Source organism: Streptomyces nojiriensis (assembly GCF_017639205.1).
Lineage (GTDB): Bacteria > Actinomycetota > Actinomycetes > Streptomycetales > Streptomycetaceae > Streptomyces > Streptomyces nojiriensis.
The window spans coordinates 6,145,342-6,167,849 of the sequence record NZ_CP071139.1 but is presented as its reverse complement, the minus strand read 5'-3'; the positions used below and the strand labels follow the sequence as shown (position 1 = coordinate 6,167,849).

The following is a 22,508-nucleotide window of genomic DNA, read 5'->3' as shown; positions in this document are numbered from 1 at the left end:
CCGGGGCCCGGAGCCGGGGCTCAGGCCGTGGCGAGCTGCTCCTCCAGTTCCTGGAGCAGCCGGCGCTTGGCCCGGGCCCCGACCATCTGCTGGACGGGCTCGCCGTCACGGAAGACGAGCAGGGTCGGCATGGACAGCACCCCGTAGCGGGCGACGGCCCCGGGGTTGCTGTCCGCGTCGATCTGCACGACCTTGAGCCGGTCGGCCTCCTCGGCGGCGATCGAGGAGAGGACGGGGGCGAGCTGGCGGCAGGGGCCGCACCAGTCCGCCGTGAACTCCACGAGGACGGGCCGTCCCCGCTCCCCGAGCACCTCGGCCTCGAAATCCGCGTCGGTCACCTGCGCCACGCCGTGAGCCTTCATGCCACCGTCCCTCTCGTCCATCCGGTCATCCGGTCATCTCGCACTTCGGCACGGCCGCTTCGCCGGCCGCCCGTTCCGCATCGGCCAGCTGCCGCCCGAGCTGCTCGCGCACGTCGGCCAGCTGGCCGATCAGGCCGTCCAGCTCGGCGAGCTTGCGCCGGTAGACGGCGAGCGAGGCGGGGCAGGAGTCCCCGGCCGGGTGGCCGGCCCGCAGGCAGTCCACGAAGGGGCGGGTCTCCTCCAGCTCGAAGCCGAAGTCCTGGAGCGTGCGGATCTGGCTCAGCAGCCGCAGGTCGTCCTCGTCGTAGGTCCGGTAGCCGTTGTCGGCCCGCCGCGCGGGGAGCAGCCCGCGTGACTCGTAGTACCTGAGGGTCCGGGTGCTGGTCCCCGCCCGCTCCGCCAGTTCGCCGATGCGCATGGAACGACCGTATTCCTTGACGCCGACGTCAAGGCAAGGAAGGACGGGGCCCTCACCACCCCCGTCGGCGAGGGCCCCGGAAAGGATCACGCAGGAAACGGGCGGGCGGTTCGGATTGTGCGAAGAGTGTGAGAGGTCTTGCATCGGCGGGCGTTGGCTGGAACCGTACATACGGAAAAGATCTTCCGCTTCACCGATTACCGGACAGTCGCCCGGAAACCCGACGAAAGGCCTTAACTTCATAGGACGTTCCTACGAGGTATGGGCTTGTTTGTTTGGTCTGTAGGCGCCGCAGCCTGGCCACTTCTACGGTGTGCGGTGTGCACTCCAGCCCACCTTTCAATGCCCCCGCCGCGCGTCGTCTGCGCGCGGCCCTGGGCATGGCTCCCGGACATGTCGCCTACGGCCTGCGCGCCCAGTACGGACTCGTCGTCGCGCCCGAGACCGTGATGGCCTGGGAGCGTGGCGAGATATCCCCTTCCGCCGCCGAGCTCACGGCGCTCGCGGGCGTCCTGTGGTGTGCGCCCGGCGAACTGCTCGCCGAACCGGTCACCCTGCGGGAACACCGCGTCGCCCGGGGGCTCGCGGCGGACGACCTGGCCCGCCGGATCGGCCTGGAGACGAGCGCGTACCAGAAGATGGAGGACACCGGGCGCTGGAGGGGCAACGAACGGCAGTCCGCCGCCCTGGCCACGGTGCTGGGTCTGACGCTGGCCCAGTTCGTGACGGCGACCGGCAAGCACGAGGAGCTCGCGGACCTGCTGCGCAGTGCGGTGACCACGCGCTGGCAGGCGTACGTGAAGCCGCTGGGCAAGCTGCTGCCGATCCCCAAGCACCACCTGGAGGCGGTGCTGGAGCAGCTGCACGGCGACTACCAGTCGCGGATGGTGGCCACGCTCAGCTGGGGCGGCGGCCAGGGCGAGGCCGGCAGCGGGGACGCGGGCCGGGAGTTCCTCGCCGAGATCGTGGACCGGTTCTGGCACCTCGCGGGCGGTGCGGCGTAGGGCGATCGCACCGGCGCCGCAGGTCCCGCCCGGACCGGCGTCAGAAGACCGACTCGGCCTCGTACATCCGCTCCTCGGGGACGGTCTTCAGCTCGGTGACCGCCTCGGCGAGCGGGGCCATCACGACGTCGGTGCCGCGCAGGGCGGTCATGTTGCCGAATTCGCCGCGGTGGACGGCCTCGACGGCGTGCCAGCCGAAGCGGGTCGCGAGCACCCGGTCGTACGCGGTCGGGGTACCGCCGCGCTGGACGTGGCCGAGGATGACCGGGCGGGCCTCCTTGCCGAGGCGGTGCTCCAGTTCGATCGCGAGGCGGTTGCCGATGCCGGCGAAGCGCTCGTGACCGTACTGGTCGATCGCGCCCTTCTCGTACGGCATGGAGCCCTCGGCCGGGTGCGCGCCCTCGGCCACGCAGATCACGGCGAACTTCTTACCGCGGGCGAATCGTTCCTCGACCATCTTCACCAGGGCGTCCACCTCGAAGGGGCGCTCCGGAAGGCAGATGCCGTGCGCGCCGCCGGCCATGCCGGACTCCAGCGCGATCCAGCCCGCGTGGCGGCCCATGACCTCGACGACCATCACGCGCTGGTGCGATTCGGCGGTGGTCTTGAGGCGGTCGATCGCCTCGGTGGCGACCATGACGGCGGTGTCGAAGCCGAAGGTGCGGTCGGTGGAGGAGATGTCGTTGTCGATGGTCTTCGGTACGCCGACGACCGGCATCCCGGCGTCCGACAGCATCCGGGAGGCGGTCAGCGTGCCTTCGCCGCCGATCGGGATGAGGGCGTCGATGCCGTAGCGCGTCGCCAGCTCCTGGGCGTTCTCAGCGGCTTCGTGGAGACGGGCGCGTTCCATGCGCGCCGAACCGAGGATCGTGCCGCCGCGGGCGAGGATGCCACTGACGGCATTGATGTCGAGGGGACGGAAGTGGCCGTCGAGGAGGCCCTTGAAGCCGTCCTCGAAACCGATGACCTCATCTCCGTGCCCGACCAGGGCCCGGTGTACGACCGACCGGATGACAGCGTTGAGGCCCGGGCAGTCGCCGCCTGCGGTGAGAACTCCGATACGCATCGTGCTGTGTCTCCTGCCGTACATATGAAGGGCGTAATCGTGCACCCTGTCCGATTGTTCCACGGGCCCGGGTCGCCGCACGTTTTCGAAGACCGCGCCCCGAAGGCCCTCCGGCCCTCCCGGCCAGGCCTTTTTCCCGGGAGCGCCTTATCCATTGACAGAGGTATTGTCAAGAGGTCGAGCCAGAGCGAAGTGACATCCACAGCATGACATTCACAGCATGGGACGGAGAGCGGGCGTGACGCGCAGCGTGTACGTGACCGGTATCGAGCGGGGGGACGGCCGGCAGGTCGTCGAGCTGGGCATCATGGAGCTGCTGACCCGGCAGACGGGCCGGGTCGGTGTCTACCGTCCGCTGCTGCACGACGCACCGGACCGGCTCTTCGACCTCCTCAGGGCCCGCTACCGGATCGATCAGGACGCCGCGGCGGCCTACGGCATGTCCTACCAGGAGGCCTCGGCGATCCTGGCCGAGAAGGGCACCGACGAACTGGTCTCGCGGCTGGTCGACCGCTACCACCGGGTGGCCCGCGACTACGAGGTCATGCTCGTCCTCGGCACCGACTACGCGGAGACCAACCTCCCCGACGAGCTGGCGCTCAACGCCCGCCTCGCCAACGAGCTGGGCGCGGTCGTCGTGCCCGTGGTGGGCGGCACCAAGCACCACGCCGAGGCCGTGCGCGCCGAGGCCCGCAACGCCTACCGCGCCTACGAGACCCTGGGCTGCCACGTCGTCGCGATGGTGGTGAACCGGGTGGCCGCGGAGGACCGCGACGTCATAGCCGAGCGGCTGGCCGCCCGGCTGCCCGTGCCCTGCTACGTGCTGCCGGACGACAAGTCGCTCTCCGCCCCGACCGTCGCCCAGATCACCCGGGAGCTCGGCGGCGAGGTGCTCCTCGGCGACGATGCCGGGCTGGCCCGCGACGCCCTGGACTTCGTCTTCGGCGGCGCCATGCTGCCGAACTTCCTGAACGCCCTGACCCCCGGCTGCCTGGTCGTCACCCCGGGAGACCGCTCCGACCTGGTCATCGGCGCGCTGGCCGCGCACGCCTCCGGCACCCCGCCGATCGCCGGTGTGCTGCTCACCCTGAACGAGCGCCCGAGCCCGGACATCCTGACGCTGGCCTCGAAGCTGGCGCCGGGCACGCCCGTGGTGTCGGTGGCCGGCAACAGCTTCCCCACCGCCGCCGAACTCTTCTCGCTGCAGAGCCGGCTGAACTCCGCGACCCCGCGCAAGCTGGAGACCGCGCTCGGCCTGTTCGAGCGGCACGTGGACACCGGCGAGCTGCGCGGTCTGCTGTCGGTGGCCCGCTCGGAGCGCGTCACCCCGATGATGTTCGAGCACGAGCTGCTGGAGCGGGCCCGCTCGGACCGCCGCCGCGTCGTGCTGCCCGAGGGCACGGAGGAGCGCGTGCTGCGCGCCGCGGACGTGGTGCTGCGCCGGGGGGTCTGCGACCTGACCCTGCTGGGCGACGAGCAGGCGATCCTGAAGAAGGCCGGCGACCTCGGTGTCGACATCTCCGGCGCCCAGCTCATCGACCCGGCGACCTCCCCGCTGCGGGAAGGTTTCTCCGAGTACTACGCGCAGGTCCGCGCCCACAAGGGGATGACCGTCGAGCTGGCGGGCGACGTGGTCACCGACGTCAACTACTTCGGCACCCTGATGGTCCAGCGGGGCCTGGCCGACGGCATGGTCTCCGGTTCGGTGCACTCCACCGCGGCGACCATCCGCCCGGCCTTCGAGATCATCAAGACCAAGGCCGAGGCGTCCATCGTCTCCTCGGTCTTCTTCATGTGCCTGGCCGACCGGGTCCTCGTCTACGGCGACTGCGCGGTCAACCCGGACCCGAACGCCGAGCAGCTCGCGGACATCGCCGTCCAGTCGGCCGCCACCGCGGCCGCCTTCGGCGTCGAGCCGCGGATCGCGATGCTCTCGTACTCGACCGGCACCTCGGGCAGCGGTGCGGACGTCGACAAGGTCCGCAAGGCCACCGAGCTCGTCCGCGCGCAGCGCCCGGACCTGAAGATCGAAGGACCGATCCAGTACGACGCGGCCGTGGAGCCCTCGGTCGCGGCGACCAAGCTGCCCGGGTCCGAGGTGGCCGGCCGCGCGACGGTGCTGATCTTCCCCGACCTCAACACCGGCAACAACACGTACAAGGCCGTGCAGCGTTCGGCGGGCGCGGTGGCGGTCGGCCCGGTGCTCCAGGGCCTGCGCAAGCCGGTCAACGACCTCTCGCGCGGTGCGCTCGTCCAGGACATCGTCACCACCGTGGCCATCACCGCGATCCAGGCGCAGGGCGCGCCGGCGCCCACGGCCTGACCCTTCGCCCACGGCCCGACCCTTCCCCTCCACCACCCGCGACCAGGAAAGACCTCCACCGTGACCGCATCGCGCGTACTCGTCCTCAACTCCGGCTCCTCGTCGGTCAAGTACCAGCTCCTCGACATGGCGGACCGGTCCCGGCTCGCGTCCGGCCTGGTGGAGCGCATCGGCGAGGAGACCTCCCGGCTGGTGCACGAGCCGCTCTCGGGTCCGGGCGCTCCCGCCGGCCGGCGGGAGCGGCTCGGGCCGATCGCGGACCACGGGGCCGCGCTGAAGGCCGTGGCCGCGGAGCTCGCCGCGGACGGGATGGGCCTGGACTCGCCCGAACTGGCGGCGGTGGGGCACCGGGTGGTGCACGGCGGGACGCGGTTCACCCGGCCGACCGTGATCGACGACGAGGTGCTGGCGGAGATCCGGAGCCTGATCCCGCTCGCCCCGCTGCACAACCCGGCGAACGTGACGGGCATCGAGGTGGCGCGCTCGCTGCGCGCGGACCTTCCGCAGGTCGCCGTCTTCGACACGGCCTTCCACGCGACGATGCCGGAGCACGTGGCGCGGTACGCGATCGACGCCGCGACCGCCGACGCGTACTCCATCCGGCGGTACGGCTTCCACGGCACCTCCCACGCCTACGTCTCGCGGGCGACGGCCCGGCTGCTCGGCAAGCCGGTGGAGGACGTGAACGTGATCGTGCTGCACCTCGGCAACGGCGCCTCCGCCTCGGCCGTGCGGGGCGGGGTGTGCGTGGAGACGTCCATGGGCCTGACCCCGCTGGAGGGGCTGGTCATGGGAACCCGTTCGGGCGATGTCGATCCGGCGGTCGTCTTCCACCTGGCGCGGGTGGGCGGCTTCTCGGTGGATGAGATCGATTCGCTCCTGAACAAGAAGAGCGGTCTGCTGGGCATGTGCGGCGACAACGACATGCGCGAGGTGCTGCGGCGCGCGGGCGAGGGCGACGAGGCGGCGAGCCTCGCCTTCGCCGCGTACGTCCACCGGCTGAAGAAGTACATCGGGGCCTACGCCGCGGTGCTCGGGCGGGTGGACGCGGTGACCTTCACGGCCGGGGTCGGCGAGAACGCCCACCAGGTCCGCGAGGCCGCGATCGACGGCCTGGCCGTGCTGGGCCTGGTGCTGGATCCGGAGGCCAACGCCGCGCGCTCCGCCGAGCCGCGGCTGGTCTCGGCGGAGCATGCCCGGGTGGCGGTGGCGGTGGTCCCGACGGATGAGGAACTGGAGATCGCCACCCAGGCGTACGCGCTGGTTACCGACTAGTCACTTGGACTTTCCACCAGCCTGAATATTCCGCTACGAAACAAACCGATAGGATCCAGTCATGCGCCGTTCCAAAATTGTCTGCACGCTGGGCCCCGCCGTCGACTCGTATGAGCAGCTGAAAGCGCTCATCGAGGCAGGTATGAACGTGGCCCGATTCAACTTCAGCCACGGGTCCCAGGCAGAACACCAGGAGCGGTACGACCGCGTCCGGCAGGTCTCCGAGGACACCGGGCGCGCCGTCGGCGTCCTCGCCGACCTCCAGGGCCCGAAGATCCGCCTGGAGACCTTCGCCGAGGGTCCCGTCGAGCTGGTGCGCGGTGACGAGTTCACCATCACCACCGAGGACGTCCCGGGTGACAAGTCCATCTGCGGCACCACCTACAAGGGCCTCCCGGGCGACGTCGCCAAGGGTGACCAGATCCTGATCAACGACGGAAACGTCGAGCTCCGGGTGACCGAGGTCGAGGGCCCGCGGGTGCGGACCATCGTCATCGAGGGCGGTGTCATCTCGGACCACAAGGGCATCAACCTGCCGGGTGCCGCCGTGAACGTCCCCGCCCTGTCGGAGAAGGACGTCGACGACCTCCGCTTCGCCCTGCGGATGGGCTGCGACATGGTCGCCCTGTCCTTCGTACGCGACGCCAACGACGTCAAGGACGTCCACAAGGTGATGGACGAGGAGGGCCGCCGGGTCCCCGTCATCGCGAAGGTGGAGAAGCCGCAGGCCGTCGAGAACATGGCGGCCGTGGTCGACGCCTTCGACGCGGTCATGGTGGCCCGTGGCGACCTCGCCGTCGAGTATCCGCTCGAAAAGGTCCCGATGGTCCAGAAGCGGCTCATCGAGATGTGCCGCCGCAACGCCAAGCCGGTGATCGTCGCGACCCAGATGATGGAGTCGATGATCACCAACTCCCGCCCGACGCGCGCGGAGGCGTCCGACGTCGCCAACGCCATCCTCGACGGCGCGGACGCGGTCATGCTGTCGGCCGAGTCCTCGGTCGGCGCCTACCCGATCGAGACCGTCAAGACGATGTCGAAGATCGTCACGGCGGCCGAGGAGGAGCTCCTCTCCAAGGGCCTCCAGCCGCTGGTCCAGGGCAAGAAGCCCCGTACCCAGGGCGGCTCCGTCGCCCGTGCGGCGTGCGAGATCGCGGACTTCCTCGACGCCGAGTCGCTGATCGCCTTCACCCAGTCCGGCGACACCGCCCGACGCCTGTCGCGCTACCGCGTGACCCAGCCGATCCTGGCCTTCACCACCGACGTCAACACCCGCAACCAGCTGACGCTGAGCTGGGGCGTGGACTCGTACGTCGTCCCGCACGTGGACACCACCGACGCCATGGTCGACCTGGTGGACGGCGAGCTGCTGAAGCTGGGCCGCTACAACGAGGGCGACATCATGATCATCACCGCCGGCTCGCCCCCCGGCGTCCCCGGCACCACCAACATGGTCCGCGTCCACCACCTGGGCGGCGACACCCGCGCCTGACACCGCCGGCCCCGCTCCACCTCTGCCGCACAGAGACCGAGGGCGGCACCCCGGATCCGCAACGGATCCGGGGTGCCGCCCTCGGTGCGTCCCCCGGCCCGGCGGAACCTGTGACTCCGCTGTGCGATTCCTACTTATGAGTAGCGTGTCCGAAAAAGCGCTACCGGCGGTAAGAGGATCATGAAACTGTCAGTGCACGCCTTGGGGGAAGGCATACCGCTCATCATTCGCGCCTGACCAGCGCATACACGTCCACGCACCTTCCTTCGGGCTGCCCATTTCCATTCCGAAGGAACAGGCAAAACACGTGCGCAGATCCACACTCCTGCGGGGGAGAAGCCCCGCTGTCCGGGCCGCGGTACGGCGCGGCCTCGCCGGCACCGCGCTGGCCACCAGCGCCGCCCTGCTGGCCGGCCTCATCAGCGCCGCCCCGGCCTCCGCGGTCGAGGTACCGCCGGACGACGAACCGCAGTACCGGCCGATCAGCCTGGGCGCACAAGCCCGGCTGGACCGCTGCTCGGGCGGATTCGCCCTGCACGTCGGCGGGCCCGAGCTGAAGAAGTCGGCGGCCAAGGCCCTGACCGGCACGCCTGCGGAGCTGGCCACGGCCACCGACCCGGTCATGGGCATGGACCCGCTGCGCCAGGCCATGCTCAAGGACCGCGACGCCTACGAGGGCTCCTTCGTCGCGTCCATCGACCGGCGGGACCGCTGGCAGGCGTCCAACAAGGTCTACTGGGAAACCGGCAGCCGCGGTGGGGTCTCCCAGTACGCCCCCCAGTTCGACAAAGACATCGTCGCCTTCACCTACGACCAGCGGAACCTGTACTACCGGCTCGGTGAGGACGGACACGCGCCCGCCACCAAGGCCGCGGCGGACAAGGCGAGGGCACTGGCCGCCCAGCTCAAGGGGCAGGACCCGAACCTGGATTTCGTCACTGGTTCCGTCCTCGACGCGGACAAGACCGAGCTCAACTACGGCGCCGCGACGGCCAGCGACGTCGCCCGCTACCTGCGGCTCGGCGGCTTCATGAAGCAGACGCCGGCCGAGGGGTCGGTCGAGTTCCGCCTTGAGGTCGAGGCGATGAAGGCCGCCTGGGGCGCCTGCGACAGCCGCAACCCGATCGACTACTACCGGGTCATGTCGCCGATCGTCGTCACCGCGCACCTGGAGTGGGAGCAGGAGTACGCCGGCCAGACCACCTCGCGCAACGAGATCGTCAACGCCGAGGTAAGCGCCGCTGCTGAGACCCGCAAAGCCGCCGAAGCGATGATCGAGTCGCTCGGGCAGGCGTGGCTCGCCGACCAGATCCTGACCTGGCAGAAGTACTGGGCCGACCAGCCCGCGAACGCGTCCAACCGGCCTGCGGCCGCCGTGTTCACCCAGGCCGACAAGGACCTCGCCACCGCCCGCACCAAGGCCGCCGACCAGGCGAAGATCGCGGCGACCGCCTCGGCGACCGCCAAGACGGCCGCCGACAAGGCCAACACCGCCCAGAACAAGGCGTGGGCCATCGCGGACGCGACCAAGGCCCCGCGCGGGCGTGGCCTGCTCTTCGCTCAGCAGTCCGCTCAGGTCGCCAAGGCCTCGGCCGCGGCTGCGGAGGCCGCCTCGAAGGCAGCCCTGACCGCGTCGAACGCCTCGAAGGCGACCGTCGCGGACAGCAAGACCCTGTACTCGCTGGCCCAGACCCAGTCGCACGCGCTGAACACCGAGTTCCGCCGCGTCGCCGCCCAGGAGGCCGCCGCCCAGGCCAAGGCCGCCGCCGCATCGGCTGCGGCCCAGGCCAAGGAGGCCGCGGACAACGCCACCAAGGCGAAGGCCGCCCAGGCCACGGCCGAGGCCGCGCAGGAGACCGCCCGCAAGGCCGCCGAGACGGCCAAGACCGAGCGGGCGAAGGCCGAGAAGGAGAAGGCCACCGCGGCGGCGGAACGGCAGAAGGCTGCCACCGAGCGCGGCAAGGCCCAAGCAGCCGAACAGCGCGCGGCGAACGAACGGGAGATGGCGGGGCACGCCCGTACCGCCGCCCAGTCGTCCGCAGGGACGGCTTGGGACGAGCTGCAGAAGGCGGAGAACGCCGAGCAACGGGCCACCGAGGCCCGTGACAAGGCGACCGAGGCAGAGCGCAACAAGCAGGCCACGGCCGCACGCGCTGCCTCACTCGAATCTGCGGCCGCGGCCCACTCGGGCGACGAGGCCGCCGCGGCGACCCGGAAGGCGGCCACCGAGGCCCGCACCGCCGCGAACAATGCGGCGACCGCAGCGACCGCCGCCCATCAGGCTGCCGACGACGCGGCAACTGCCGCCGTCAACGCTCGCGCCGCCGCGACCCGCGCGGATGCCGCGGCGCAACGTGCCAACAGCGCCGCGGACAAGGCCTGGTCCGCATACGAGACCAGCGAAGCCGCCGCCGCGACCGCACACGCTGCGGCTGCCGACGCCATCGACGCCTCCGACGCCGCCTCGGTGAATGCCACCAAGGCCGAGGCTGACGCCAAGACGGCCCAGGCCGCAGCGCTCAAGGCGAGCACTGAGGCCGCAGCCGCCCGTACCGAGTCGATCAAGACTGCCGCTTGGTCGGCCGTCACCGCCGGACACGCCTACGCCACCAGCCAGGCCGCTTCGGCCGCACGCGACTCGGCGGCCCAGGCGATCCAGCCGGCCAACACCGCCATCGCGATGGGTACCCCGTACCGGGAGACCGACTCCGCGGCCGCCTTCGCCGTCCTGGTCGGCCAGTCGTCCAAGACGCACGCCGAGCAGCAGGCCGCTGCGGCCACCGCCAAGGCCAACGAGGCGGAGAAGGCCGCCGCCACGGCGAAGGCGCTGGCAGACAAGGCCTCCGGTGACGCGAAGCTCGCCGCCCAGGCAGCGGCTACGGCTGCTGCCGACTCCGCGGCGGCGCTGAAGTCCATGGCGGCGGCGCGCGGCTCGGCGGCGGAAGCCGCCCGGGCCGCCGATGCCGCCAAGAAGGCGGACGAGAAGACGAAGGAGTACAGCACCCAGGCGGGTACGGACGCCTTCTACGCGAAGAGCGCCGCCAAGGACGCCGCGAACGAGGCGCTCGGGGCGAACAATGAGGCCACCGAGGCGGAGAAGAGCGCTACCAACGCCCGCGCGTCCGCCAACGCCGCCACCCGCGACGCGAACGCCGCGAACACCGCCGCGACCAAGTCCGAAGGCTACGCCACCAAGGCCGAGACGGCCGCGGCCAACGCCAACCAGGCGGCCAAGGACGCGGACGCCGCGGCCGACCGGGCCGAGGAAGAGGAGCGCCGGGAGCAGGAGGAAGACCGCAAGAAGGCGATGCAGACCGGCAACACCGGTGTCGCCGGTGTCACCCCGGGCGCACCGCTCGCCGCCGACGAGGAAGCCGTCCTCCTGGCCGAGTGCGGTCAGACCTGCGTGGACGAGTACCGTGCGGCCCGGGCCTCGGTCGGTGCGAGCATCGTCGACTGGCTCGTCGCGAACGGCGGCGACATCCTCATCTCGATGCTGGGCCTGGACAACATCAAGGCCTGCTTCGCGACCCGAGAGATCGAGCCCTGCCTGTGGGCCCTGTTCGACGTGGCCAGCTCGCTGATCCCGATCAAGAAGGTCGGGGACGTCATCGAGGCCATCTACAAGGTGACCACCCGCGTCTACAAGTTCTTCGACGCCGCGGAGGCCGGGGCCCGCTCCCTCAAGCGCCTCAAGGGCATCATCGAGAAGGTCCGCAAGAACGGCAAAACGGTACCGGTCTGCCTGATCAAGCCCAAGTCCCTGGCCGCGTCCGGCGCATTTCTGAAGGGCACGCCTGGACGGGCGGTGTCCGCAGCGCAGAGCGAAACCCCCGAGATTCCGTGCATCAAGAGCGTCACTCGTGGCCCCAACCTGAAGAACCACTTCCGGGATCACAAGGGCCTGACGGAGAAGCTTCTCGGTAAGAAGTACGGGAAATGGAAGGAGGACGAGGGACAGGAATTCCTCGACGACCTCACCCAGCTGGTCTTGAAGGACCAGCGGCTCAAGTTCGAAGGAGTAGGCACTCTGCCCAGGCCCGACGCCGACGGAACCTACTCCCAGAAGCTCATCTTCCGCGGCGAGGGACTCACCGTGGTACTCAAGCCGAATGGTGAGTTCCAGACTCTGCTGGAGTCCGGAATGGGCATGGACAAGAGCATCCAAATGCTGTGAGGAAGGACAAGGCACATCATGGCAGGCATCGCACCCCTGGCCTCCCTGCTGGCGCGGACACCGGTCCTCGACATCGAGATTCCCGGATACGTCGACAGGGACGGCGCGTACCCGCGGTTCGTCGCCCTGACCAGGGCCTTCTACCTGGCCAGGGAGAACGATCTCGTCCGGTTCGAGGTGCCCCCGTCCGAGGACTACCTGACCTTCCGGCCCGTAAATCGGCCTGAGCGTCCGGAAACCCTCGAAGAGGACGAGGAGTTCGCCACGAGCTCCTACGGCAGGCTGTTCCTCGACGAGGACCAGTCCTCTTTCCGGATCACCCGCATCCGGTGTGCCGTCAGAGACGGGGCGGTCGCGTCCGAGAGCGTCATCAGGTGTATCGAGTTCGAGTTCGAGAACTCCTGGCACCTGTTCGCCGACCCGGGGTACTTCCATGGGATCCGGCTCCAGGGGCGCGGCGCCTACGAGCGCTGGCTGGATTTCGCCCAGGGGCCCGACCTGCCATTCGGCCCGGTCCGGGAGGTCGTCTGGACCCCGTGAGCGACCGGTGAACGACGAAGCTCCCGGCAGTATCTACTGCCGGGAGCTTCGTTCGGCCTACGGGACTACTCCGGCGGGCCGATGTAGTTCTTCAGGCCCGGAACGGTGAGCGTGCCGCCGAACTGGCCGGCCTGGACGACCTTGACGTTCGTGAAGAACGCGAACGGGACGTTCAGGGGCGGCGGGCTGTTCGGGGTGAACTCGATCGGGATCAGACCGAACAGGTTGCCCTTGAGGCTCTCGGTGTACATCGTCACCGTGCCGCCGCGGATCTTGGACGTGGAGCCCGGACGCGACTTCAGGTGGGCGACGTTCCCCGACTTGCCGACCGTCTGGTACAGGTCCTTGATGTCCAGCGAGTCCGCGGTGAACTTCAGGACCTTCTTGGTCTTGCCGCCGGCCGTCTTCACCTCGACGATGCCGTGGTAGTCCAGGCCGTAGAGGGTCAGCAGGGAGCTGTCGAGGTACCAGGGCTCGTCCGGCAGGAGCGGGACGCCCTGCTCCAGTTCGGCGTCGGCCAGTGCCTTGGCGTCGTAGGTCGGGCACGGGAAGGGCTGCTTCCCGTCCGGGTCCTTCGGCTCTTCGGCCTTGTCCTTGTCCTTGGACTTGTCGTCCTCGGCCTTGGACTTGTCGTCCTTGGCTTCGTCCTTGGCCTTGTCCTCGCCCGTCTCGTTCTTGGGGTCCTTCTCGGTCTTCTTGACCTCCTCGGACAGCTCCTTGACGTCGACACCGGCCTTCTTCGCCGCTTCGCGGATCGCGTCCGCGGACGGGTCAGGGGTCGGGGCCGCCGTGGCCGTGCCCGACGGGGTGGGCGCGGGCGTCGGGGTCGCCTTCGCCGTCGCGTCCTTGAGGGGCCTGCCGAGCTCGTCGACGAGGTTCTTGAGCGCGTCGCCGACACCCAGCGGGTCCAGCGGGTTCGTGGCCTTGGTCGGGTCCGGAGCCGGCGTGGTGGCCGGGGCCTTCTCGTTCGTCACCGGGGGCTTGGCCGCCGACGGAGACGTGGTCGGCTTCGCCTTCTCCTTCGCGGCCGCCGATGCCGATGCCGACGGAGAGGGCGTCGCGCTGGGCGACGTGCTCGGCGAAGGCGTCGTCGAGGGCGTGGGCGTGGGCGACGGGGACTTCGACTCGGTCTCCGCGGGTTCGTCGGACCGCGTCACACACGGGCCGGGCGCGAAGGGGATCTCCTTGTCGTCGGCCACGGCGAGCTTCGGCGCCATGCCCATCCCGACGAACACGGCCGTCGGCATCGCCGCGAGCGCCATCGTCTTGCCGACGGGTATCTGGATCTTGTTCAGCAGCGACTTCCTGGGCGCCGCGTGGCGCGGCCCCTTCACTACACGGGACTCTGCGCCAGGGGCCACGCCCCGCTGCGTCTCGTCACCCCGCACTGTTCCTCCCGCCATCGGCGTGGGCAGTCGTCTCGCTCGCGTGTGCCGTTTCCGTCGCACCGGGACCCGGAAGACCCTGGGTTCCCTGGACGCCCATGTCCGCCATCGCGTCCGCCTTGCTCAGGTGGACGACGCCCGGCTGCTGTCCGCCCGCCGGCTGCTCGCCCTCCTCCGCCGGCTTGCCCGGCGCCCAGGACAGGGCGAGGGCGCCGCCGACCATGGAGAAGATGAAGCCGACGAAGAAGCCGCCGAGGTTGGACACCGGGATCGAGACCAGGGCGAGCAGGATCGCGGCCACGCCGGCGAAGACGCGGATGGCCTCCTGGAACCAGAGCGCCAGGCCCAGCGTGATCAGCAGTACACCGATGATCAGTGCGCCGGCGCCGCCGGTGGTGGCCATCGCGAGGCTGATGTTGCCCAGCCGGAGGTCCGCGTAGGGGAAGTATGCGATCGGGAAGCCACCGAGGAGCGTGAACAACCCGGCCCAGAAGGGACGGCGGCCGCTCCAGGCATGGAAGTGGTAGTACACCACGGTGGGCCAGGCGTCGTCTTCTGCGCGCACGTAAACCGGGGCCTGGGGGTTCATGGACAACAGCTCCCTGGAAACGGTGGTACTTGAGAACTCTGTGGAGCCCGGACGGGCGGGGGGCGACGGCTGTCACCACCCGCCCGTCCGGTCAGACACGGGGACTGATCAGTCCTTGATGTCCTGGTAGCAGGGCTGGTCGCCACCGAGAAGGCGCAGCTTCAGGTTGGGCAGCTTGAAGGTGCCCGCCGTGGTCGCCCACGCCTTCTGCTTCACGTTCGTGAGGATGGCCCGGTCGGCGCGCTGCGAGAACGCGTACGGGCTGGAGACCGTACCGGCCTGCGGCTTGGTCTTGTGGCTCTCGTCACCGACCGCGACACCGATGTCCAGGTTGGTGAACTCGGCGTCGGTGTCGAGCTCGGCCACATCCAGGTAGATGTTGCTGGCCTCGGCCGGGGTGCCCTTGTGACCGGTCTTCAGCTGGAGCGTGATCGGGCCCAGCGGAGTCGGGGTGACCAGGGACTGGCACATGTTGGTGATCTTGGCGTTGCTGAACCCGGAGATGGTGACCGGGTGGTTCTGCGCCTTGCCGTCGGGGCTGAGATCGTGCCCCTTGGCGATGCCGCCGTACTGGATGAGGTTCTGACCGTCGAGCTTGTCGGCCGAGACCTTGAAGTCCTGGCCGGAGACGCTGAAGGACGCCGCGAGGGCACCCTGCGCCAGACCCACACCGACCGCGGCCGTGGCCGCGATGCTCGGCACCATGACGAGCGCGAAGCGCTTCCATCTGGTCCCACCACGAACCTGAGAACTCATTTCGTTCCTCCTTCTCGGACGTACATCTCCGGTCCGGGCCGTGCCCGTCCTGGGATGGGAGAAGTGCTACGTCCTCGGGAAGGAGCGCAGGCGGCCGGGCCGCGGCTGTGCCACGTCCGATACACCGGCGATCACCCCCGAGCGACAACCACTGGGCCACGCGTTCGCGCAACCTGGAGGACAGGCCCCGCCGGAGTGGCGGAGACCCCCCTGTCCCACGGCCGGTGCCACTGCCACAGGCCGGCTCGGTGGGGACCCTTCACCGCGGCTCCGAGTGAGCGGCTCTGCGGGAAGGACCGAGCGTCGCCGATCGTGGTCCATTCCAGGCCGGGGCACAAGGGGGTTCGTTACTGGCGGGTAACGGCCAGATAACCTAGGTGCGACCCGTCGCCGTCGGGCAGCAACACAGGGTGTCACCCAGGGCCACGACAGAACGGGCAAATGGCGAACACACCGGACAGTTCACGGGGTTCGATTTACTGCGAGTAACAGCAGCCGCGATTGCCAAGTTTTGGCAAAGCGCGGCCGCTGTTTATCTACGTGTCAACAAATCGCCGGTGGCCCGGCGATGTACGGGCGGTGCGTCGCGACCGCCCCGGAGCGGCCGCGGAGCCGGTCCGGACGCGGCCTAGAAGAGCACCCGCGCGAGCGCCGTACGCGCCGCGGAGACCCGCGGGTCGTCCGCGCCGATGACCTCGAACAGCTCCAGCAGCCGCAGTCGCACGGCGTCCCGGTCCTCACCGAACGTGACGCGGACGGTGTCCACCAGGCGCCCGAAGGCGTCCTCCACGTGGCCGCCGACCAGGTCGAGGTCGGCCGCGGCGATCTGCGCCGCCGGGTCGCGCGGGTTCTCGGCCGCCGCGGCCCGCACCGCCTGCGGGTTCATGTGCTGGACCCGGGCGAGGAGCTCGGCCTGGGCCAGACCCAGCTTGGCCTCGGTGTTGCCCGGGTCGTCGGCGAGCACGTTCTTGTACGCCTGGACCGCGCCGCCCAGGTCACCGGCGTCGAGCGCGACGACGGCCGCCTCCAGCAAGGCGTCGTGCGGGCCGGCCGGGATCTCGTCCGCGGCCGAGGCGGCGGGAGCCGCCCCCTCCGCGGCCGGGTCCACCTCGATGCCGATGATCCCGAAGCGGTCCTCGGCGACCTGGACGAGCTGGGCGAAGGTCTCGCGGATCTGCTGCTCCGGGACCACGCCCTGGAACAGCGGCAGCACCTGACCGGCGACCACGGCGAAGACGGCCGGGATGCCCTGGATCTGGAACTGCTGCATGAGCATCTGATTGGCGTCGACGTCGATCTTGGCGAGCACCAGGCGACCGTTGGCCTCGGTGATCAGGCGCTCCAGCAGCGGACTGAGCTGCTTGCACGGCTGGCACCACTCGGCCCAGAAGTCCAGGACGACCGGAACCTCTGCGGAGAGCTGGAGCACATCGCGTTCAAAACCGGCCTCGTCTACGTCGATGACGAGTGCCGACGGCGGCACGGCACCGGCGGACGGACCCGCCCCGCCGGACTCGGCGGCCCGGCTCGCCGCTTCGGCGCGGGCCTGCTCGGCCTTGGCCTTGGCCTCACCGGCCGCCTTCACCGCGGCGAGGTCGACGACGCCGCTCATGGACATGTTTCTGGGCTGCATGCGTACATCCTCCCCCGTGTGCGCGCGCCGACGAAAAAGATCGCGTGAATTGGCCGTGCCGCCGTACCGTCGCGATCGTGATGTTGAACGGCGCCGGGTCCCCACCTGACGCCTGTAGCTCTTCGCGTGGTTGTCGCTCTTACGCTACGAGCCGTAGCGTAACTCCCCCGGCCGCCGCCCGCGCCCCTTCCGGCCCCGTGATCTGAACCACAGCGGCCGTTGTGGCTACCGGCGGGTATGGTCTCGGCCATGCGCAACCCCAGCCCCGGCCGCACCGGTCGTCCCCGCAGTGCCGCCGCGGACGCCGCGATCCTCGCCGCGACCCGGGACGCGCTCGTCGAGCTGGGCTGGTCGAAGCTGACGATGGGGGACGTGTCCGCCCGCGCGGGGGTCGCCAAGACCACCCTCTACCGGCGCTGGGCGGGCAAGAACGAGCTGGTCGTGGACGCGGTGGCCGAGCTCTTCGACGCGCTCGAACTCCCGGACCGGGGCTCCCTCGAGGCGGACATCGAAAACGTGGTGCTGCAGTTCGCGGAGCTGCTGCGGCGCCCGGAGGCCCGTACCGCCCTGATGGCCGTCGTCGCCGAGTCCACCCGGGACGAGGCCCTGCGCGACCGGATCCGGTCGGCGATCGTGGACCGGCAGAAACGTCTCGTCGTACTGGGCCGCGAACGGGCCCAGGCCCGCGGCGAACTCCCGTACGAGGAGGACGAGTCCCTCGCGGGCCGCACCACGGACCTGATCTTCGACGTGATCGCGGGCACGGTGGTGCACCGCGCCCTGGTGAGCTCCGAACCGGTGGACGAGCTCTGGGTGGCCACCTTCACGGCCCTCCTGATGCACGGCCTGCGCGGCCCGGCCGCCGCCTGAACCCACCAGGCCGCCCGCTGCCGCCGCGCCGTCAGAAGATCGACACCCCGGAGCGGCGCCGGGATTCCAGGACCTGCTCCGCCAGCGCCGCGGCCCGCGGGTTGTCCCCCGGCCAGGGCCGCCGGCGGCCCGGCCAGCTGGCCCAGCGCAGCGCGTCGGCCTCCTCCTCGGGCCGCAGGCCGGCCGCGACGAGCGCGCCCCGGGCCGCTTGGGCCCCGGCCGTGCGGTAGCCGATGTCGCGGGCGTCCGGCAAGTAGAAGCCGCCGTCGGTGATCAGGACCGCGGCCTCGACCCCGTCCAGCCCCAGCTCGATGCCGTCCCGTACCGCCCCGAGGAACTCGGCGGGCAGCCGGTCCTCCCGCGCCAGGTTCAGGATCTCCGTCCCGCCCGGCCCCGGCGGCTCGAAGTCGGCGACGACGTAGGCGTAGTGGCCGCCGCAGCCGCCCTTGTTCTCCACCACGCGCGCGCTCACGCCCCGTACGGGCACAGGAAGGCCGGTCATGGCGCCACCGTACAAGCGCCATGACCGGCCCGTGCCACACAGGGGGTCTAGAAGCCCGGGGGCTCCGTGTACGTGCCCCACTCGTCGCGCAGGACGTTGCAGATCTCGCCCATCGTGGCCTCGGCCCGCACCGCGTCCAGCATGGCCGGGATCATGTTCGACCCGTCCCGGGCGGCGTCCAGCATCGCCTTCAGCGCCGCGTCGACCTTGACGTCGTCGCGGCGGGCCTTGCGGGCCGCCAGCTCCCGCACCTGGACGGTCTCCACCTCGTGGCTGACCCGGAGGATCTCCAGGTCTCCGGTGACCGAGCCGTGGTGCACGTTGACGCCGACGACACGCTTGTCGCCCTTCTCCAGCGACCGCTGGTACTGGAAGGCCGACTCGGCGATCTCCCCGGTGAACCAGCCGTCCTCGATGCCGCGCAGGATGCCCGAGGTGATCGGCCCGATCGGGTGCTGCCCGTCGGGGTGGGCGCGCAGGCCGCGCTCCTTGATCTGCTCGAAGATCTTCTCGGCCTCGGCCTCGATGCGGTCGGTGAGCTGCTCCACGAACCAGGAGCCGCCGAGCGGGTCCGCCACGTTGGCGACGCCGGTCTCCTCCATCAGCACCTGCTGCGTGCGCAGGGCGATCTCGGCCGCCTGCTCGCTCGGCAGGGCGAGGGTCTCGTCGAGGGCGTTGGTGTGCAGCGAGTTCGTGCCGCCGAGCACGGCCGCGAGGGCCTCCACGGCGGTGCGCACGACGTTGTTGTACGGCTGCTGCGCGGTCAGGGAGACACCGGCGGTCTGGGTGTGGAAGCGCAGCCACATGGACTTCTCGCTCTTGGCCCCGTAGACCTCCTTCATCCAGCGGGCCCAGATCCGGCGTGCGGCGCGGAACTTGGCGATCTCCTCGAAGAAGTCGAGGTGCGCGTCGAAGAAGAAGGAGAGGCCGGGCGCGAAGGCGTCGACGTCCATCCCGCGCGAGAGGCCCAGCTCCACGTAGCCGAAGCCGTCGGCGAGGGTGTACGCGAGCTCCTGCGCGGCCGTGGCCCCGGCCTCACGGATGTGGTAGCCGGAGACGGACAGCGGCTTGTAGGCCGGGATGCCCTTCGTGCAGTACTCCATGAGGTCGCCGATGAGGCGCAGGTGCGGCTCGGGTTCGAAGAGCCACTCCTTCTGGGCGATGTACTCCTTGAAGATGTCGGTCTGGAGCGTGCCGTTGAGGACGGCGGGGTCCACGCCCTGCCGCTCGGCGGCGACCAGGTACATGCAGAAGGCGGGGACGGCCGGGCCCGAGATCGTCATCGAGGTCGTGACGTCACCGAGCGGGATGTCCTTGAACAGGACCTCCATGTCGGCGGCGGAGTCGATGGCGACCCCGCAGTGGCCCACCTCGCCGAGGGAGCGGGGGTCGTCGGAGTCGCGCCCCATGAGGGTGGGCATGTCGAAGGCGACCGAGAGCCCGCCGCCGCCGGCGGCCAGGATCATCTTGTAGCGCTCGTTGGTCTGCTCGGCGTTCCCGAAGCCGGCGAACTGCCGGATGGTCCAGGTCCGCCCTCGGTACCCGGTGGCGTGGAGCCCGCGGGTGTACGGGTACTCGCCCGGCCACCCGATGCGCTCGAAGCCCTCGTACGCGTCGCCGGGCCGGGGCCCGTAGACCGGTTCGACCTCGTCGCCGGAGAGCGTGGTGAAGTCTGCCTCGCGCTTGCGGGCCTTGTCATAACGGGCCTGCCAGCGACGGCGGCCTTCCTCGATGGCGTCAGCGTCCATACCCATGAATTTACTAGGACGTCCTAGTAAATGTCGATGGCAAACCCCCGGGGACTCGCCCCGGGGGTGGGTGACGCTCGCCTCGTACGCGCCGGCGATCAGGCCTTGGCGGTCGCGACCGAGTCGCTGACCAGCGGCTCGACCTCGGCGCGGACCTTGCGCTCGACGAAGAAGGCGGCCACCGGAATCGTTCCGCTGAGCATGACCCAGAGCATCTTTCCGAAGGGCCACCTGGCCTTGGAGCTCAGGTCGAAGGCGAAGACCAGATAGATCATGAAGAGCACACCGTGGGCCTGCGAGACCACGAAGGTCAGGTCGGCACCGGTGTCGAAGCCGTACTTCGCCACCATGCAGGCACAGAGGATCAGGAGCATGACCGCGGTCACGTAGGCCATGGCGCGGTAGCGGGTCAGCACGCTTCGTTTCATGCCGACGAGCCTAGCCGTCCGTTTTGCTCGATCTTGACGCGGGCCCGGACCCGGGCACCGGCCCCGGACGCCCCGGCCCCGGCTACTCCTGGAAGTCCGCCGCGGCCACCCGCAGCGGGCGCAGCAGCGCGAAGATCTCCCCGCACTCCTCGGCGTCGTACGCGCCGAGGCCGAAGTCGACGGCCATCAGGTCCTTGGTGGCGGCCTCGACCACCTCGCGGCCCTTCTCGGTGATGGAGGCGAGGGTGCCGCGGCCGTCGTTCGGGTTGGGCCGCTTGGCGACCAGTCCGGACTTCACCAGCCGGTCCACGGTGTTGGTCACCGACGTCGGGTGGACCATCAGCCTCTCGCCGATCTTGGACATCGGCAGTTCGCCGGCCTTGGAGAAGGTGAGCAGCACCAGCGCCTCGTACCGGGCGAAGGTCAGCCCGTACGGCTTGACGACCGCGTCGACCTCACCGAGCAGGATCTGGTGCGCGCGCATGATCGAGGTGATCGCGGCCATCGAGGGCACGGGCCCCCAGCGCTGCTGCCAGAGCTCGTCGGCGCGGGCGATGGGGTCGAAGGGAAGGCTGAGCGGCTTGGGCACGCCTCCGACCCTACCGGGAGGTCACTTGACCGCGGGGGCCGTCTCATCCCTCAGTCGTTCCTCCTGCCGTGCGGCCGCCCGGAGTTCGGCCAGGAGCAGCAGGACGACCCCCGTACCGAGGACCGCGGCGCCGGTGACGACCTCGTGCACCGGGCGGAATTCGGCGGCGAGGCCGGCCAGGGCCATGCCGACCCCCTGGAGGGTCATCAGGCCGGTGCTGAGCAGCGTCATCGCCCGGCCGCGCAGCTCGTCGGGGACGGCTTCGACGTACCACTGGTCCAGGCCGAGGGTGTAGGCGTGGGCCAGCCCGGCGAGCAGCAGGGCGGCGAGGACCACGGGCAGGCCCGGCCGGACGGCGAAGAGCAGGAGCGGCAGCAGCCCGGCGGCGGCGAGCGGCGCCACGATCCGCGAGCGCGTGCGGGCGGTGAGGGCCGAGCCGGCCCAGAGCTCCCCGGCGATGGTGCCGACGGGCAGCGCGCACATCATCAGGCCGAGGGCGGCGGTGCCGGCGCCGATGCCGTCCGCGTACGGGGCGAGCAGCACCTCGGGGACGACGAGGAAGACGGGCGGCAGCCAGAACAGCAGCATCAGCGCACGCAGCCGGCGCCGGCCGAGGACGGCGCGCAGTCCGGCGAGCGGGGAGGTACGGGCGCTGCTGCGGGCGGGGCGGCTGCGCGTGCCCAGCCGCAGCAGCAGTGCGGAGCCGAGGAAGCCGGCGGCGGTGAGGGCGATGGCCGCGCGCGGGGCGAGCACGGTGAGCAGCAGCCCGCCGAGGCCGAAGCCGATGAGCTGGGCGCTCTGGGCCACCATGCGCAGCAGCGAGCGGCCCAGGACGAAGGCGTCGCCGGTGCCGAGGATGTCGGAGAGGGAGGCGTTGCGCGTGCCCTGGAACAGCGGCGCCACGAAGGCCATCGCGCAGCGCAGTACGAGCAGCACGGCGACGGGCGTGCCCGGTGCCACCATGGCGGCCGCGCAGAGCGCGCAGACGAGGTCGCACGCGACGAGCACCCGGCGGGCGGGGTGGCGGTCGGCGATCCCGGCGAGCAGGGTCCCGCCGAGGACGTAAGGGAGGAACCCGAGGGCGAAGGTGAGTGCGCTCATCAGGGGCGAGCCGGTGGTGCGGTAGACGAGGACGGACAGCGAGATCTCGGCGACGACCACGCCGAACACGGACAGCAGGTGGGCGGCGAAGACGGTCCGGAACTCCCGGACCCGGAACACGGAGCGGTAGCCCGGTGGCGGTGCGGTCCGCCCGGGCGCCTGGGTGTCGGCTGGCATGGGCCCAGCGTCCCGGGCCCGGGGCCGGCGCCCCAGGGATTCGGCTGTGGCCGAATGTTGCGGCAGAGTCCTT

At 70.5% G+C, this 22,508-nt stretch carries 19 protein-coding genes; 7 read left to right on the top strand and 12 right to left on the bottom strand.

The window, feature by feature from the left end:
• Positions 1–20 precede the first annotated feature (20 nt).
• Both JYK04_RS28900 and JYK04_RS28895 read right to left on the bottom strand, forming a co-directional pair.
• A complete protein-coding gene (locus tag JYK04_RS28900; protein ID WP_272933154.1) occupies positions 21–362 on the bottom strand; it encodes a thioredoxin family protein in 342 nt (113 codons plus the stop codon).
• 25 nt (positions 363–387) lie between these two features.
• Positions 388–780, bottom strand: coding sequence for a MerR family transcriptional regulator (locus JYK04_RS28895; RefSeq protein ID WP_189743017.1), 393 nt, complete (start codon positions 778–780; stop codon positions 388–390).
• 320 nt (positions 781–1,100) lie between these two features.
• Here JYK04_RS28895 and JYK04_RS28890 point away from each other — a divergent pair, with 320 nt between their 5' ends.
• Complete coding sequence (locus tag JYK04_RS28890) at positions 1,101–1,784, top strand: helix-turn-helix domain-containing protein (protein ID WP_189743019.1); 684 nt, start codon at positions 1,101–1,103, stop codon at positions 1,782–1,784.
• 40 nt (positions 1,785–1,824) lie between these two features.
• On the opposite strand, the gene JYK04_RS28885 is transcribed toward JYK04_RS28890, so the two are convergent.
• A complete protein-coding gene (locus tag JYK04_RS28885; RefSeq protein ID WP_030009086.1) occupies positions 1,825–2,850 on the bottom strand; it encodes an ATP-dependent 6-phosphofructokinase in 1,026 nt (341 codons plus the stop codon).
• A gap of 238 nt (positions 2,851–3,088) precedes the next feature.
• Between JYK04_RS28885 and pta the strand changes: the two genes are divergently transcribed.
• The 5 genes from pta (at position 3,089) to JYK04_RS28860 (ending at position 12,657) form a co-directional block, all read left to right on the top strand.
• Complete coding sequence (gene pta / locus JYK04_RS28880) at positions 3,089–5,173, top strand: phosphate acetyltransferase (protein ID WP_189743021.1); 2,085 nt, start codon at positions 3,089–3,091, stop codon at positions 5,171–5,173.
• A 60-nt stretch (positions 5,174–5,233) separates the two neighbouring features.
• Positions 5,234–6,448, top strand: a complete 1,215-nt coding sequence (locus tag JYK04_RS28875; RefSeq protein WP_189743023.1) for an acetate kinase — start codon at positions 5,234–5,236, stop codon at positions 6,446–6,448.
• 61 nt (positions 6,449–6,509) lie between these two features.
• A complete protein-coding gene (gene pyk / locus JYK04_RS28870) occupies positions 6,510–7,940 on the top strand; it encodes a pyruvate kinase (RefSeq protein ID WP_189743025.1) in 1,431 nt (476 codons plus the stop codon).
• A 307-nt stretch (positions 7,941–8,247) separates the two neighbouring features.
• Positions 8,248–12,117, top strand: a complete 3,870-nt coding sequence (locus tag JYK04_RS28865) for a hypothetical protein (protein WP_189743027.1) — start codon at positions 8,248–8,250, stop codon at positions 12,115–12,117.
• 18 nt (positions 12,118–12,135) lie between these two features.
• Complete coding sequence (locus JYK04_RS28860) at positions 12,136–12,657, top strand: hypothetical protein (protein ID WP_189743029.1); 522 nt, start codon at positions 12,136–12,138, stop codon at positions 12,655–12,657.
• Between the two features lie 65 nt (positions 12,658–12,722).
• Here the strand turns inward: JYK04_RS28860 and JYK04_RS28855 are convergent, their stop codons facing one another.
• The 4 genes from JYK04_RS28855 to JYK04_RS28840 form a co-directional block, all read right to left on the bottom strand.
• A complete protein-coding gene (locus JYK04_RS28855) occupies positions 12,723–14,045 on the bottom strand; it encodes a hypothetical protein (protein ID WP_189743031.1) in 1,323 nt (440 codons plus the stop codon).
• Positions 14,035–14,631: a DUF6114 domain-containing protein gene (locus JYK04_RS28850; protein WP_189743033.1), complete on the bottom strand. Its 597-nt coding sequence runs from the start codon at positions 14,629–14,631 to the stop codon at positions 14,035–14,037. The genes JYK04_RS28855 and JYK04_RS28850 overlap by 11 nt, the downstream gene beginning before the upstream one ends.
• Positions 14,632–14,739: 108 nt before the next feature.
• The gene (locus JYK04_RS28845) at positions 14,740–15,387 is read right to left on the bottom strand and encodes a DUF6230 family protein (RefSeq protein WP_189743035.1); all 648 of its coding nucleotides are present in this window, start codon (positions 15,385–15,387) and stop codon (positions 14,740–14,742) included.
• A gap of 628 nt (positions 15,388–16,015) precedes the next feature.
• Positions 16,016–17,020, bottom strand: a complete 1,005-nt coding sequence (locus JYK04_RS28840; RefSeq protein ID WP_189743037.1) for a tetratricopeptide repeat protein — start codon at positions 17,018–17,020, stop codon at positions 16,016–16,018.
• A 249-nt stretch (positions 17,021–17,269) separates the two neighbouring features.
• On the opposite strand from JYK04_RS28840, the gene JYK04_RS28835 reads away from it, so the two are divergent.
• On the top strand, positions 17,270–17,890 hold the full coding sequence (locus JYK04_RS28835) for a TetR/AcrR family transcriptional regulator (protein WP_030014167.1): 621 nt from the start codon (positions 17,270–17,272) through the stop codon (positions 17,888–17,890).
• Positions 17,891–17,921: 31 nt separating this feature from the next.
• Here JYK04_RS28835 and JYK04_RS28830 read toward each other — a convergent pair whose 3' ends face one another.
• The 5 genes from JYK04_RS28830 to JYK04_RS28810 form a co-directional block, all read right to left on the bottom strand.
• On the bottom strand, positions 17,922–18,392 hold the full coding sequence (locus JYK04_RS28830; RefSeq protein WP_189743039.1) for a hypothetical protein: 471 nt from the start codon (positions 18,390–18,392) through the stop codon (positions 17,922–17,924).
• 47 nt (positions 18,393–18,439) lie between these two features.
• Positions 18,440–20,140, bottom strand: a complete 1,701-nt coding sequence (gene icmA, locus JYK04_RS28825; protein ID WP_189743041.1) for a coenzyme B12-dependent isobutyryl-CoA mutase large subunit — start codon at positions 20,138–20,140, stop codon at positions 18,440–18,442.
• A 98-nt stretch (positions 20,141–20,238) separates the two neighbouring features.
• Positions 20,239–20,568 (bottom strand): DUF3817 domain-containing protein, encoded by a 330-nt coding sequence (locus JYK04_RS28820; RefSeq protein ID WP_189743043.1) that lies wholly within the window; start codon positions 20,566–20,568, stop codon positions 20,239–20,241.
• Between the two features lie 82 nt (positions 20,569–20,650).
• Positions 20,651–21,157: a MarR family winged helix-turn-helix transcriptional regulator gene (locus JYK04_RS28815; RefSeq protein ID WP_030011146.1), complete on the bottom strand. Its 507-nt coding sequence runs from the start codon at positions 21,155–21,157 to the stop codon at positions 20,651–20,653.
• Positions 21,158–21,178: 21 nt separating this feature from the next.
• Positions 21,179–22,435 carry an MFS transporter gene (locus JYK04_RS28810; RefSeq protein ID WP_189743045.1) on the bottom strand — a complete coding sequence of 419 codons (1,257 nt, stop codon included), beginning with the start codon at positions 22,433–22,435 and terminating at the stop codon, positions 21,179–21,181.
• Positions 22,436–22,508: the final 73 nt, after the last annotated feature.